The organism is Mesorhizobium sp. W050, assembly GCF_054719535.1.
This window is the reverse complement of the sequence record NZ_JBTTIH010000001.1, coordinates 2,053,179-2,067,977: the sequence shown is the minus strand read 5'-3', so window position 1 is coordinate 2,067,977 and position 14,799 is coordinate 2,053,179. Positions and strand designations below refer to the sequence as shown.

The 14,799-nt window shown below is 62.6% G+C and carries 11 protein-coding genes; 2 read left to right on the top strand and 9 right to left on the bottom strand.

Annotation, left to right across the window (positions count from 1 at the left end):
• Positions 1-145: 145 nt before the first annotated feature.
• Together ACYG9Y_RS09900 and ACYG9Y_RS09895 are read right to left on the bottom strand one after the other, a co-directional pair.
• Positions 146-514, bottom strand: a complete 369-nt coding sequence (locus tag ACYG9Y_RS09900) for a GFA family protein (protein WP_023667471.1) — start codon at positions 512-514, stop codon at positions 146-148.
• A 147-nt stretch (positions 515-661) separates the two neighbouring features.
• Positions 662-1,552: a LysR family transcriptional regulator gene (locus ACYG9Y_RS09895; RefSeq protein ID WP_023738928.1), complete on the bottom strand. Its 891-nt coding sequence runs from the start codon at positions 1,550-1,552 to the stop codon at positions 662-664.
• A gap of 103 nt (positions 1,553-1,655) precedes the next feature.
• On the opposite strand from ACYG9Y_RS09895, the gene ACYG9Y_RS09890 reads away from it, so the two are divergent.
• Complete coding sequence (locus ACYG9Y_RS09890; RefSeq protein WP_023738929.1) at positions 1,656-2,525, top strand: NmrA/HSCARG family protein; 870 nt, start codon at positions 1,656-1,658, stop codon at positions 2,523-2,525.
• Between the two features lie 54 nt (positions 2,526-2,579).
• Here ACYG9Y_RS09890 and ACYG9Y_RS09885 read toward each other — a convergent pair whose 3' ends face one another.
• From ACYG9Y_RS09885 to ACYG9Y_RS09865, 5 genes are all read right to left on the bottom strand, one after another.
• Positions 2,580-2,975, bottom strand: a complete 396-nt coding sequence (locus tag ACYG9Y_RS09885) for a hypothetical protein (protein WP_023667474.1) — start codon at positions 2,973-2,975, stop codon at positions 2,580-2,582.
• A 287-nt stretch (positions 2,976-3,262) separates the two neighbouring features.
• Positions 3,263-3,682 carry a GFA family protein gene (locus ACYG9Y_RS09880; RefSeq protein WP_023738930.1) on the bottom strand — a complete coding sequence of 140 codons (420 nt, stop codon included), beginning with the start codon at positions 3,680-3,682 and terminating at the stop codon, positions 3,263-3,265.
• A gap of 118 nt (positions 3,683-3,800) precedes the next feature.
• Positions 3,801-4,932, bottom strand: a protein-coding gene (gene prfB, locus ACYG9Y_RS09875) for a peptide chain release factor 2 (protein ID WP_155922402.1) whose coding sequence is annotated in 2 segments (ribosomal slippage) — positions 3,801-4,865 and positions 4,867-4,932 — 1,131 coding nt in all. Because the reading frame shifts where the segments join, the coding sequence is not laid out codon by codon here.
• A 130-nt stretch (positions 4,933-5,062) separates the two neighbouring features.
• Entirely contained in the window at positions 5,063-7,519 is a 2,457-nt protein-coding gene (locus ACYG9Y_RS09870; protein WP_023738931.1) for a penicillin-binding protein 1A, read from the bottom strand.
• 213 nt (positions 7,520-7,732) lie between these two features.
• Complete coding sequence (locus ACYG9Y_RS09865; RefSeq protein ID WP_023738932.1) at positions 7,733-8,992, bottom strand: N-acetylmuramoyl-L-alanine amidase; 1,260 nt, start codon at positions 8,990-8,992, stop codon at positions 7,733-7,735.
• A gap of 647 nt (positions 8,993-9,639) precedes the next feature.
• On the opposite strand from ACYG9Y_RS09865, the gene ACYG9Y_RS09860 reads away from it, so the two are divergent.
• Positions 9,640-12,558, top strand: a complete 2,919-nt coding sequence (locus ACYG9Y_RS09860; protein ID WP_023738933.1) for a ribonuclease E/G — start codon at positions 9,640-9,642, stop codon at positions 12,556-12,558.
• Between the two features lie 93 nt (positions 12,559-12,651).
• Here ACYG9Y_RS09860 and ACYG9Y_RS09855 read toward each other — a convergent pair whose 3' ends face one another.
• Positions 12,652-13,581, bottom strand: coding sequence for a glutaminase (locus ACYG9Y_RS09855; protein WP_023738934.1), 930 nt, complete (start codon positions 13,579-13,581; stop codon positions 12,652-12,654).
• 11 nt (positions 13,582-13,592) lie between these two features.
• On the bottom strand, positions 13,593-14,741 hold the full coding sequence (locus ACYG9Y_RS09850; protein ID WP_023738935.1) for a pyridoxal phosphate-dependent aminotransferase: 1,149 nt from the start codon (positions 14,739-14,741) through the stop codon (positions 13,593-13,595).
• Positions 14,742-14,799: the final 58 nt, after the last annotated feature.

The following is a 14,799-nucleotide window of genomic DNA, read 5'->3' as shown; positions in this document are numbered from 1 at the left end:
CGTCCCTCTCCAAAGCGCGGCCTTTGCGGCTCGCGCACATAAGCCCTTCTCCGGTCTTGTAACATGAAATGCGGCGAAAAACCGAGCGGCGAAAGCGGCTTTTCCCCGCTCGCGCCACTCTTCCGCTTCGGTGGCTGGTGCTGGCCTACCAGAGGTTCTTGCCGTCAATGACGACCACCTCGACCTTATCGAGGTCGAAATCGTCGAACAGCCGCGAATTGACTGATATCTTGGGATTGTCGAAGTCCGGTTTGCCGGTTGACCAGTCCGGCGTTTCGGTGAAGGTGCCGCAGCCGCAAATGGCGCAAAACCCGTGTTTGACGGTCTTCGATCCCCATTGATAGAAGGAAACGTTTTCCGGCGAGCTGGTGAGCTTGAATTGCGACGGAACGTAGTAAGCCCACAGCGAACCGCGCTTGGAGCAGAACGAGCAGGTGCATTGTGTTACCGTCTCGGGCGCCTGCGAAACCTCGAACGTCGTCGCCTTGCAATGACAGCTGGCCTTGATGGTCATGAAAAGCTTTCCTCTCGGTTGCCCGCCACCCATGCGGCAAGGCACCATAAAGGAAGGCTCCTGACAACTGTCTGTCAGCAGGCTCCGGTCGATCGAGCCGAGCGGCGCTCTGGCTGAAGCGGACCCGTCGTCACCTCCCAATCGTCGTCACCTGCCGATATAGGCGGCCAGTTCGTCCGGCCTCCCGTTTGGGAAAGCCTGTTTTAGAAAATCCAGGAATGCCGACACGCGCGCGCTGAGCAGCCGCCGCGACGGGTAGAGCGTCCATAGAGAAATTTCGGGGCCGTCAATATCCCCCCAATTCACCAGTGTGCCGTCAGCCAGGTCGTGGGCCACCAACGAAATGGGAAGCCGTCCTGCGCCGACGCCGGCTCGCACCGCATCGCGGACCATGATCAGCGTCGACAAGGCGAGGACCGGCTCGATTCTAAGTGTTGCCCGGCCACCTGGTGTCTTCACCTGCCATGTTTGCCGCTCGCCTGTCCCGCGCGCAATGCCAGGAGCGGCGAGCCCATCGGCCGGGCGAGGAAGGTCCGGGCTCGCGACAACGACCAGGCGGTCGCGGAGAAACGCCCGTCCGACCAGGCTTTCATCGGGATCCGGATTGACCCGGATTACCAGATCGTAGCCTTCCTCGATCATGTCGACATGCCGGTCTTCGGTGGTCACTTCAAGCCTCACCTCAGGATACCTCAGGGCAAATCCCGCAGCGATCCTCCCCATTGCAGTCTGCGAAAAATGCAAAGGCGCGCTGATCCGCAATCTGCCCTTGGGTCTCTGACCGCCCGAGGCAATCGCCGATGCCGTCTCGTCCAGCTCGGCAAGCAACGCCCCCGTCCGCTCGAAGAGCGCCCGTCCTTCTTCGGTCAGCTTCAGGTTACGCGCACCCCGTTCGAACAGACGCAGATCGAGACTGCTTTCCAATTCGCCAACGCGCCGGGACAACGTTGCCTTGGGCCGGCCGGTGGACCTTGCCGCTTTGCCGAAGCCGCCATGGCGGGCCACGAGGTTAAAATCGGCAAGGGCTAAAAGATCCATGACTGTCCCACCAGTGAGACGACGTGTCTAAAATTACCGTCTACTGGGCTCTTTGTGAGCCACACATATTGGGGCTGTCAAGCAACCCAACAGGAGAAATTCCATGACCATTCTCGTTACCGGCGCCACCGGCAATATCGGCCGCCAAGTCGTCGAACAGCTCGCCAAGCGCGGCGCCGATGTGCGTGCTCTCGTGCGCGATCCGTCGAAAGCCAGTTTTCCGGCGGGCGTATCCGTCGTGCAAGGCGACTTTCTCGATGTCGATTCGCTGCGCAAAGCCATGTCTGGCGTTTCCACGCTGTTTCTCTTGAACGCCGTGGTGCCGGACGAATTCACCCAGGCTTTGATCGCCTTGAACGTCGCCCGATCGGCCGGCATCGAGCGGATCGTCTATCTCTCGGTGATCCACGCTGACGTCTATGTGAACGTGCCGCATTTCGCGGGCAAGTTCGGCGTGGAGCGAATGATCGAGCAGATGGACTTCAAAGCTACGATCTTGCGCCCGGCCTACTTCATCCAGAACGATCTGACGGTCGAAGACGTCATCACCGGCTACGGCACCTACCCAATGCCGATCGGCCCCAAGGGTCTCGCCATGATCGATGCCCGCGATATCGCCGAGATCGCCGCCCTTGAGCTGCTGCGTCGCGAACGGTCCAAGGAGCCGCTTGCGTTCGAGAGGATCAACCTCGTCGGTCCGCAGACACTGACCGGGACGGACATTGCCGCAATCTGGTCAGACGTACTCGCCCGTCCGATCAGCTACAGCGGCGACAATACGGAGGGTTTTGAGCAAAATCTCAAGCAGTTCCTGCCCGCCTGGATGGCCTACGACATGCGCCTGATGGGCGAGCGTTTCTTTACCGACGGGATGCTGCCCGAGACCGGCGACGTCGAGCGCCTGACGGCACTTCTGGGTCGCCCACTGCGGCCGTATCGCGACTTCGCCTCAGCACTCGCTGCTGCCGTCTGACGCAAGCGCCTTCAGCACCAAGGCCGGCCTTCCGATGAGAACTGCCAACAGAACTCAGTAGGAACGCGGTGGCACGAACAGGCAGATCGTCTTGCCTGCGTCGAGGCCGGCCTGGTGCGCGCACCAGTGGAAATCGCCGTCGGGTGAGTCCTTGACCCGCTTGTCGCTCATCGGAACGACCTCCCCCGTTCCGGCGATGACATAGCCCTCCGGCTTTTCCAGCACCTCGCCGGTATGGGTGGTGCGGCAGTCGTAGTTTGCGCAGCAGGCGAAGGGATAACTCCAGCCTTGCGGCTTCGCCGCCGTAGGCTTGGCGTCATGGGCGAAGGCGGGTGCGGTCAGCACCGCAGCAAGCATCGCGATTGCAAAGATCGGGGTCACGAACAAGGAAAACAGGAGTCGGCCAGCCGGTTGAACGGCTCTGGCCGATCGGAGAGTGGCAGCAGACATGGAAGCGTTCCTTTCAAACGAGCATCAAGCGTTTCGCTTGCCCGTTCCCGGAACGTGTCTTCCCAGTGGCCGGATCGTCAGGTCGCAGATATGCCGCGTCCGGCCATAAATGCTTTTTCTCTTCCAGCCCTCGGATGCTGGGCTGATTCCTAGGCTGGCGCAAGAAGTTGCTGCGCGAGGCCGCACATCTACGCCGCTATCTGCCACCGCTGACGAGATCCAAGGCCAGGCTCAACTCCCGGCAGACGGGCATCGAAACAACGGGATTGGCCGAATGTGGTTCCAGCCTATACTTCGCCTGGACCGGCGATCACATGCCCTTCATATTGCGGCAAGTCGTCGGCGATGGTGAACCATGGCGCTTTGGAGCCGACGAAGATGTGCGCGGTCGGCCGGATCGTCGGATCGTCGACCAGCGTGCCCATGGCGACATGGACATAGGCGCCGTCGCGGACCAGCGAATACAGCAACGAGCCGCAGCGGCTGCAATGCGCATCGTGGCCGCTGTCATCGCCGAAATGGATGAGCCCGTGATGCCCTTCGGCAAGGGCAAGTTTCTCGCGCTCGATGCCGGCGAAGGGCTTGAAGGCGGAACCTGTGGTGCGCCGGCAGTTCGAACAATGGCAGATCGCGGCATAGACGAACTCGTCCGCCACTTCATACTGAACCGTGCCGCAAAAGCATTTGCCGGTGAGCCTGCGACTCATGGTTCCTCCTTCGCTCCCCCGCCAAGGGATGTTCTTATTCAAGTCAGCCGAGTCGAAAGTGGCGGAAGCGCAGGTATCATCCATTCGCAGGCCGGCCTCAGCTGAATATGAACATATCCTAGTCGAGGTCGGCCACGGCTTCACCGGCACCGCCCTCGATGCGCTGCGACAACGAGGCTTCCATGAAGTCGTCGAGGTCGCCGTCGAGCACGCTCGACGGGCTGGTGCTCTCGACGCCGGTGCGCAGGTCCTTCACCAACTGGTAGGGCTGCAGCACATAGGAACGAATCTGGTGACCCCAGCCGATGTCGCTCTTCGACGCTTCTGTGGCATTGGCCACCGCTTCGCGCTTCTTCAGCTCTTCCTCGTAAAGGCGCGAGCGCAGCATTTCCCAGGCCTTCGCCTTGTTCTTGTGCTGCGAGCGTTCGGCTTGGCAGGCAACCGCGATGCCGGTGGCGATATGGGTGATGCGAACCGCCGAGTCCGTGGTGTTGACGTGCTGGCCGCCCGAACCGGATGAGCGGTAGGTGTCGATGCGTACATCGGATTCCGAGACGTCGATCTCGATCCTGTCATCGACGACCGGGTAGACCCAGACGCTGGAGAAGGACGTGTGGCGGCGCGCATTGCTGTCATAGGGTGAAATGCGGACCAGGCGATGAACGCCCGACTCGGTCTTCAGCCAGCCATAGGCATTGTGGCCCTTGATCAGGAGCGTGGCGGACTTGATGCCGGCCTCTTCGCCGTCATGGACTTCCAGCACTTCGACCTTGAAACGGCGACGCTCGGCCCAGCGCGTGTACATGCGCAGAAGCATCGAGGCCCAGTCCTGGCTCTCGGTGCCGCCGGCGCCGGCATGGACTTCGAGATAGGTGTCGTTGGCGTCGGCCTCGCCCGACAGCAGCGTCTCGACCTGGCGGGCCTTGGCCTCGCCCTGCATCGAGCGGAGGGCTGCTTCCGCCTCGGCGATCACGCTCTGGTCGCCCTCTTCCTCACCCAGTTCGATCAGGCCGATATTGTCTTCCAGCGCCTGAGTCAGGCTTTTGACGCCGGCGATCCCGTCTTCGAGGCCCTGGCGCTCGCGCATCAGCTTTTGCGCTTCCAGCGGATCATTCCAGAGGCTGGAATCCTCGGCGCGCACGTTCAGGTATTCAAGCCGCTTTATAGCCTGATCCCAGTCAAAGATGCCTCCTCAGCAGGGTGATCGCCTGCCTGATCTCGTCGACAATATTCTGCGTTTCCGCGCGCATGGCTGGTTGTTCTGTCCTGTTTTCGAAGTGGCGCTTGGGTCGGCGCGATACATAGGCACGGCATTGCTGCCTGTAAAGCGAAATGGGCCGGCTCAACAAGCCAGCCCATTCGACGTAAAAAATCAGGTCGTCAGTAGAGTCCGCCGCCAGGTGCCTGGATGGCTTCCGTAGCCTGCGGCGATAGCGGTCCGCCGGCGCCGTTGGACCCGTCGGCGCCCATGCCGATCACCCAATAGCTGTCGGCTGGGCCGGTGCCGGGCTTGAAGGCTTCGATGATGGTGCCGGGATCGCCCGACGCGGCACGCATGCCGGTCTTGCGGTTGATCGCGACCAGGTTCATGCCTTCCGGCACCTTGAAGTCGACATTCGGCGTGCCGTCCAGCGCAACGCGCATGAAGTCCTTGAAGATAGGTGCCGCCAGACCGCCGCCAGTGGCGCCATGGCCGAGACCGCGCGGCGTGTCGTAACCCATGTAAAGGCCGACGACGAGGTTCGGCGTATAGCCGATGAACCAGGCGTCCTTCTCGTCATTGGTCGTTCCGGTCTTGCCGGCGATGTGGCGGCCAAGCTCGGCGATGGTGGCGCCGGTACCGCGCTGGACGACGCCTTCCATCATCGAGGTGATCTGGTAGGCGGTCATCGGATCGAGCACCTGCTCGGAATTGTCGACCAGTTCCGGTTCGGGCTGGTTGTTCCATTCGGGCGCATTGCAGCCTTCGCAGCCGCGCTCGTCCTGCTTGAACACGGTCTTGCCGTAGCGGTCCTGGATGCGGTCGATGAGCGAGGGTTTGATCGACTTGCCGCCATTGGCCATGATCGAATAGGCCGACACCATGCGCATCACCGTCGTCTCGCCGGAACCCAGCGCCATCGGCAGATACGGCGCCAGATGGTCGTAGACGCCGAAACGCTCGGCATATTCCACCACCAGCTTCATTCCCATGTCGTTGGCGAGCCGCACCGTCATCAAATTGCGCGACTTTTCGATACCGGAGCGCAAGGTCGCGGGACCGGCCACCGTGCCGTCATAGTTCTTCGGCGTCCAGGTCGTGGTGCCGCTCTGGATGGTGATCGGTCCGTCCATGATCACCGAGGCCGGCGTATAGCCATTGTCGAGCGCGGCCGAATAGACGATCGGCTTGAAGGACGATCCCGGCTGGCGCATCGCCTGCGTGGCGCGGTTGAACTCCGACTGCGCATAGGAGAAGCCGCCGACCATGGCCAGCACGCGGCCGGTATGTGGATCCATGGCGATCAGGCCGCCCTCCACTTCCGGCACCTGGCGCAACGTGTAGGCGCCTTCCGACCCTTCGTTCTTCTGCACGAAGATGACGTCGCCGGGCTGCAGTACATCGGCCGGAGACTTGGCCTTGACCGTCTTGCCATCGACCACATGGCGCATGGCAAAGCTCATGTCTTCCTTGCTGACGGCGCCTTCGATGCGTTCCTTGACGATATCGCCCGAAATCTGCCGCGTCGGCTGCAGGCCGATGGAAAGGCCGGTCGCCGAGCTGTCGAGCACGACGGCAAGCGACCATTCCGGCACGTCTTCCAGCCCCTTGACGTTGCCCAGCGCCACGCCCCAGTCGCCGGAAGCATCGATATGCGTCACCGGTCCGCGATAGCCGCGCAGCGTGTCGTATTTGAGCAAGCCGTTCTGCATCGACTTGCGGGCGATGAGCTGGATCTTCGGATCGAGCGTCGTGCGCACCGAAAGGCCGCCCTCATAGAGCGCGTTCTCGCCATAGCGCGAGATGATCTGGCGGCGCACTTCCTCGGTGAAATATTCACCCGCAAACAGATAGGAGCCGTTGCGGCGCGGCGTCACGCCAAGCGGCTCGGCCTTGGCCTTGTCGCCTTCCTCGCGCGTCACGTAGCCGTTCTCGACCATCTGGTCGATGACCCAGTTGCGGCGCTCGATGGCGCGGTCGGCATGCTTGAAGGGATGGTAGTTGTTAGGCCCCTTCGGCAGCGACGCCAGATAGGCGGCTTCCGCGACCGTGAGTTCGTTGACCGACTTGTCGAAATAGGTCAGTGCCGCGCCCGCAACGCCATAGGCGCCGAAGCCGAAGAAGATTTCGTTGAGGTAGAGCTCAAGGATGCGGTCCTTCGAATAGGCCTGCTCGATGCGGAAGGCCAGGATCATCTCCTTGATCTTGCGCTCGTAGGTCTGGTCCGAGGACAAGAGGAAGTTCTTCGCCACCTGCTGGGTGATGGTCGAGGCGCCGACCTGGCGCCTGCCCGAACCAAGATTCTGCAGGTTGACGTAGATGGCGCGGCCAAGCCCGGTGATGTCGATGCCGGGATGGTTGTAGAAATTCTTGTCCTCGGCCGACAGGAACGCCGCCTTGACCCGGTCCGGAACCGCCTGGATCGGCAGATAGAGCCGCCGTTCGCGCGCATATTCGGCCATCAGCGAGCCGTCGGAAGCATGGATGCGGGTCGTGACCGGCGGCTCGTACTTGGCCAGCACCTCGTAGTCGGGCAGGTCTTTCGACAGATGGCTGATGTATATCGCCACGCCCGCGGCGACGATAAGCGCCAGCGTCGTGCCGATACCAAAGAAATAGCCGATAAGACGAATCATGCCCGCTCCAGTCCGAGGTCCGGGAATTTCCTAGACGAAGCCGCCTTTCGCGCAAGCCTTCGCAACTGTCCCGATCCGTGATGGAAAACCCATGTCGCCACCATGTGGGCAAAATACGGCAGTGCCCGGTTTAGGCATCCCCCACCTGAAATAAAAGCGCCTGGTGTTGTCGTCGTGCAACGCTGCCTCCGGTCGTGGGCGGCGGCGACCATCTCAGCCTCCGGTTCCCGTTCCCATCTTGGCGGAGGCAAACAGGGCGACGGCGTTGGTGATGCTCTGCGCCGCCTTGCCGCGCCAGTCGGCGTCGAGCAGTTGCGCTTCATCCTTGGCGTTGGAGAGATAGCCAAGTTCCACCAGCACCGACGGCACATCGGGCGCTTTCAGCACTTTGAAGCCGGCCGAACGCTGCGGATTATTGATCAGGCCGACGCTGGTGGACAACTGGCCGACCAGAGTGTGGGCAAAGCTCATCGAGAAATTATGCGTCTCGCGGCGGATCAGGTCGATCAGTATGTCGGTGACTTCCTTGTTGTCGTCCTTGATCACCATGCCGGCGAACTGGTCGGAGAGGTTTTCGCGGTCGGCAAGCGCCTGCGCTTGCGGATCGGACGCCTTGTCGGAGACGGTATAGACGGTGGCGCCTCTGATACCCTTGACGCTGATCGTGTCGGCATGGATCGAGATCAAAAGGTCGGCCTCGTGCTGCCGGGCGATGCGCACGCGGTCATCGAGCCGCAGGAACTCGTCGGTATCGCGCGTCATGAACACGTCGTAGTTGGCGACGGCGGCGAGCTTGTCGCGCAATTCGGTGGCGAAGGCCAGCGTCACGTTCTTCTCGATGGTGCCGTTGAGGCCTTCGGCGCCACCGTCGATGCCGCCATGGCCGGGATCGATGACGATGGTGAAGCGATGCCCGGGATTGGAGATCGGCCCTGTGCCGACCCTGGAGCCCTTGTCGGTGGAGACGGTCGAGCCAGTGGTCAGCGCCTGGTTGGCAAGGGCTTCGTCGAACTCGCGGTCGGAGGCTGCCGACATGTCGATGGCGATGCGATAGCCTGCGCCGTCCTCGTTCTTGAGCACCTCGAGCTTGTCGACCGAGAACGGCCCCTTGCCGGTCAGGATCAGCCGCGATCCCTCGCCCTGATCGCCATAACGCACCGCTTTGACCAGGCCGCGGGCCTTGGCGTCCTTCGCGCCGATGGCGAATCGGGTGCGCGGCAGGTCCACGACCAGCCGGTTGGGGCCGCGCAGCAGGAACCATTTGATGTCGGGCTCGCGGTCGAAATCGATGACGATGCGCATCTTGGTTGCGTCGCCGGCCATCTTGTAGGCGGTGGCGCCGAGTGGCGCATCGGCGGCGCGTGAAACCGGCGCAAAAGCAAGGCAAAGCGCCAGCAGCAACAGCACACCGGCAGCGCGCAGGAAACGGCCTGCACGGCCATGGCCCTTGTCTGTGATGCCCGCCAGTCCCATTTCTTTGCAGTCGCTCCCGGTTTGGCGCTTGCGCCCGCGTGGTTGGTCGAAATGCCGGTCAGGCCGCAGACTCGATTAACGATTGGTATCCAGAGAAGGTTAACCAAGCCTTTTCATTGAGGATTAAGGCCTGTGCTTCCGTTACGGCACTGCTTTTTGCCGGCATCCGAAATCGGGGTTGCCTTCCACCCCGTCAAATCATAAAAGCGATGGTGGATCACTGCAATCCTGGAACCGCTTCTCCCGCAGCTTCCTGCTACAGGTCAGATGAAAGGCGGCTCCTTTCGCTCCAGCGAAAAGGCTTCAGGTGATCGCGACGAATTTCGCAGGTGTGCGCCCGTGGCGGGGGAATCGCCTGCGTGAGGAAAACGGCCGGGTTTGTTCCCGTGCCGGCTCTGTATGAGCAAACAAGCTGGTCCGGTTCGTCCGGGCTTTGGTTCAAAAGGTTCTGCTGGTGACGATGGCTTCAAGCGCAATCATGGAAAGGTCCGCATCAAACCGCGCCATTGTGGCTGCGGGCGGCACCGCCATGGCGCTCAAGCGGCGTCCGGCGGACATTCAGACATCCGGCACCCACATCCCAGACACGCAGCAGCGGGCTTTGCCTCGCAAGCTGCGGCTGACGGCTGCCGGGAGGAAACGAAATAATGCCCAACAAAATGCTGATAGACGCCTCCCACCCGGAGGAAACACGCGTTGTCGTTATCCGCGGTAACCGTATTGAAGAATTCGACTTTGAATCTCAGGACAAGAAGCAGCTCAAAGGAAACATCTATCTCGCCCGCGTAACGCGTGTCGAACCTTCCCTCCAGGCAGCCTTTGTCGAATATGGCGGCAACCGTCACGGTTTCCTCGCCTTCAGTGAAATTCACCCCGACTATTACCAGATCCCGGTCGCCGATCGTCAGGCTTTGCTGCGCGCTGAAGCGCAGGAAGCCGAGGACGAGGAGAACGAGGACAATGACGGCGACGACCGCCAGAGTCGCGATCGCGGCCGGCGCGGCCGCCGGCGCGGCGGCAAGGGTCGTGAGCGCGGCGAACACAAGCGCGACGCCGGCGCCGATGATGAAAACGGCGAACATGGCGATGCCGGCAGCGATGCCGTCTCCGAAGCGCCTGCTTCCGAGCATGCCGCGGCCAATACCGCCGGGCATGACGATCATGCCGGGCATGGCGACAGCGAAGCCTCCGACGCCGAGACATCCGGGACCGAACCGTCGGAAGGCGGCCCGACATCGATCGCGGCAAGCGTCGAAGCGGATGTGATCTCCGAAGCTGTCCCTGCGGCGGAGCCGGGTGACGAAAGGTCGTCCAGCGAGGCAAGTGGCGAAGCCACCTCCGAGGACAATGATCGCGGCATGCTGGAAGAGGTGCAGTCCTCGCATCCGGACGACCACGAGATCGAATCCGTAGGCGCCGAGGATGCGCTGGAAGAGGTGCGCAGCCGCCGCAAGCCGGTGCGCCGCCAGTACAAGATTCAGGAAGTCATCAAGCGCCGGCAGATCCTGCTGGTGCAGGTGGTCAAGGAAGAGCGCGGCAACAAGGGCGCTGCACTCACCACCTATCTGTCGCTTGCCGGCCGCTATTCCGTGCTGATGCCCAACACCGCACGCGGCGGCGGCATTTCGCGCAAGATCACCAGTGCGGTCGACCGCAAGCGCCTCAAGGAGGTCGTTGCCGATCTCGAAGTGCCGCAGGGCATGGGCGTCATCCTGCGCACCGCCGGCGAAAGCCGCACCAAGGCGGAAATCAAGCGCGACTACGAATATCTGATGCGGCTTTGGGAAAACGTCCGCAACCTGACGCTGCAATCCACCGCCCCTGCCCTCGTCTATGAGGAAGGCAGCCTGATCAAGCGCTCGGTGCGCGACCTCTACAACAAGGATATCGACGAGATTCTTGTCTCCGGCGAGGAAGGCTATCGCGAGGCCAAGGATTTCATGCGCATGCTGATGCCGAGCCACGCCAAGGTGGTTCAGCCGTTCCGCGACACGACGCCGATCTTCGTGCGCAACGGCATCGAGGCGCAGCTCGACCGCATGCTGCAGCCGCAGGTGACGCTGAAGAGCGGCGGCTACATCATCATCAACCAGACCGAGGCCCTGGTCGCCATCGACGTCAATTCGGGCCGCTCCACCAAGGAGCACTCGATCGAGGACACCGCTCTCCACACCAACCTTGAAGCGGCGGAAGAGGTCGCCAGGCAATTGAGGCTGCGCGATCTCGCCGGCCTGATCGTCATCGACTTCATCGACATGGAGGAGAACCGCAACAACCGCTCCGTCGAGAAGCGGCTGAAGGATCACCTCAAGAACGACCGAGCCCGCATCCAGGTCGGCCGCATCTCACATTTCGGTCTGATGGAGATGTCGCGCCAGCGCATCCGCGCCAGCGTGCTGGAATCGACCATGAAGCCCTGCCCGCATTGCGGCGGCACCGGCCATGTGCGCTCCGATTCGTCGGTGGCGCTGATGGTGGTACGGGCGATCGAGGAATTCCTGCTCAAGGATTCGCGCAGCCACATCACGGTGCGGACCCCGGCGGCGACCGCTCTCTATGTGCTCAACCACAAGCGCGGCACGCTGGTGGAACTCGAAAGCCGCTTTGGCCTGACCATCACCGTCGAGGCCGATGATACGGTCGGTGTGCAGCACTACGCGATCTTCCGCGGCGCCATTGCCGAAAAGCCGGAAGGCTTTGTCGAAGCGCGAACCTTCCCGGCCTATGTCGAGCCGGAAGAGCCCGAGGACGAGATCGTCATCGAGGAGGAAGACGACGAGGTTGTGGTACAGGCAGAGCAGCCGCGTCAGGCGCAGCCGCAGTCGCAGCAGCAGCAGCCGAGATCGGCTGAGGACGGCGAAGGCCGCGATCGCAAGCGTCGCAAGCGCCGCAGGCGGCGCGGCGGCAAGGATCGCGAACGCGAACATGGCGATCGCGAGCATGGCGCCGAAGGTGCTTCGGTTTCGGCGGCAAGCGACGACTTTGCCGCTGAACCAGGCGATGACGATGCAACACAGCAAGACGAAGCCCAGGTTGGCGCCGTCGAAACGGTGGAAGCATCAGATGACGCCCAGGGCAAGAAGCGCCGTCGCGGCAAGCGCGGCGGCAAGCGCAATCGTCGCGAAGACGGCACGGAGACCGAAGCCGGCGAAACCGCCTCGGTGGCCGAGGCCGCTGAAGTCGGAACGGCCGCAAGCGAGCCCGTAGCAGCCGTAGCGGTTGAAGAAGCAGCGGCTCCCGCCGCGGCGAACGACGACGCTCCAGCCGAAAAGCCGAAGAAGAAGCGCGCTTCAAGGGCAAAGAAGGCTGTGGTGGAAGTCGCCGATGAGACGGCGGCCGAGGCTGCACCGGAAGCTGCCGTCGAAGCTGCCGCCCCCGCTGCGGCCGATGCCGCCACGGAAACGACCGTCGACGACGAGCCCGCCAAGGCTCGCCAGTCACGGCGCAAAGCCGTGGCCGCGGATACCTCCGCGGTGCCGGTGGTTTCCTCCAGCGTTGCCGACGAGGCAAAGGCCGAGGAAAAGCCGAAGCGCGCCGGCTGGTGGCAGCGGAAGGGCTTTTTCTAAGCTATTCAGCCGATTAAGATAGGTTCCTGACAAAAATCCCGCGCCGTTCAAACCACGGCGCGGGATTTTTGCATGCGCGAATGACGGAAGGCGTCAGGGGGCGAAAATCGACCAGTTCATCATCCTGGCCAGTTTTTCCAAGGCGATCGACCCCAGCTTGGAATTGCCGTTGGCGTTCAAGCCCGGCGACCATACGGCGAGCGAAGCAACACCCGGCACGATCCCCAATATGCCGCCGCCGACGCCACTTTTGCCGGGAATGCCGACACGGAAGGCGAAATCGCCGGAACCGTCATAGTGGCCACAGGTCAGCATCATGGCGCCGATGCGCCGCGCCCGCTCGGCAGACACCACGGAGTGCCCGGTTGCCGGGTTTCTGCCGCCATTGGCGAGGAAGCGGCCGGCCAGCGCCAGTTGCCGGCAGCTCATGGCGATGGCGCAATGGTGGAAGTACACGCCCAGCGCCAGCTCCGGTGCATGGTGGACATTGCCGAAGGATTTCATGTAGTTGGCAAGCGCGAAGTTGCGATAGCCGGTGGCGCGTTCGGAAGCCGCGACCTCGCGGTCGATGATGATCGCTTCGTCATCGGCAAGGAACTGGATGAAGCGCAGGATTTCGCCGATCGCCTCGCGCGGCTGGTGGCCGGCAAGCAGTATGTCGGAGACGACGATGGCGCCGGCATTGATGAACGGATTGCGCGGAATGCCGTTCTCATGCTCGAGCTGCACGATCGAGTTGAACGGATTGCCCGACGGCTCGCGTCCGACACGCTGCCACAGCGCGTCGCCGACATTGCCGAGCGCCAGCGTGAGCGTAAACACCTTGGAGATGGACTGGATCGAAAACGCCTGGTCGGCGTCGCCGGCGACCAGCACGCGGCCGTCATTGGTCACGGCGGCAATGCCGAATTTCTTCGGATCGACCTTGCCGAGCTGCGGAATGTAGGTGGCGACCTCGCCGCGATCGGAGCGCTCGGCCATCTCGGCGGCGATGTCGGCCAGCGTTTGTTCAAGATCCGGCATGCTCGTCCCCGCTATTTCAGCCAGCGCTCGATGCGCGCCATCGCCTCGACCATGTCGTCATGGCTGCCGGCATAGGAAAAGCGCATCGTGCGGTGTCCTGCCAGCGGATCGAAATCGCGACCGGGCGTCGCCGCCACATGCGCTTCGGCCAGCATTTTGCGCGCAAAGGCCATGCTGTCATTGGTATGCCGGGTGACATCGCAGAAAGCGTAGAAGGCACCGTCCATCGGCGCCGCCAAGGGAAATCCGAGTTCCGGAAGGCGCCGCATCAACAGCTCGCGGTTCCAGGCATAGCGCGCCTTCACCGCTTCCAGCTCTTCCGCCGCCTTGAAGGCTTCGATTGCCGCGATCTGCGACAGTTCCGGCGGCGAGATGTAGAGGCTCTGGGCGATGCGCTCGATCGGCCTCACCAGAGCTTCCGGCAGCACCATCCAGCCGATGCGCCATCCGGTCATGCAATAATATTTCGAGAAGGAATTGATCACCGTCACGCCTGAGCCATGGGCCAGCGCCGTGGTGTCGGGCGCGGCATAGGCCAGCCGGTGATAGATTTCGTCCGATATCACCGCGATGCCGAGTTCTTCGGCTGTCCTCACCAGTGCCGACAACTCGTCGACGGGAATGACCGCACCTGTCGGATTGGCCGGGCTGGCGAACAGCACGCCCTTCAGCGGTTTTTCGCGATGCGCCGCCTTCAAATGCTCGGCATGAAGATAGGCGTCGCTGCCGAGCTCGATCTCGACGATCTCGATGCCGAGCGCCGCCATGATGTTGCGGTAGGCGGGATAGCCGGGTGCTGCGATGGCGACGCGGTCGCCGGGATCGAACATCGCCAGGAAGGCCAGATTGAAGGCGGCCGAAGATCCCGTGGTCACGGCGATCCGGTTCGGCGCGACATCGATCCCGTAATGATCGCCATAATGTCCGGCGATCGCCTTGCGCAGATCCGCCAGACCGAGCGTGTCGGTATAGCCGATGCGTCCGATCCTCAGCGCATTTGCGGCTGCTTCCCTCACGCCCACGGGCGCCGGATCGGATGGCTGGCCGACGGCCATGGAGACGACAGGCACGCCCGTCGCCTTCAGCCGGTTGGCTTCGGCCAGAATGTCCATGGCGTGAAACGGCTCGACTTCACCGCGGCGCGACAGCGAAACTACCATTTGACCTCAATCTTTCCGTCCGGCCCGCCGCTCAAAGCCATCAACCGGCGGCAGCGCC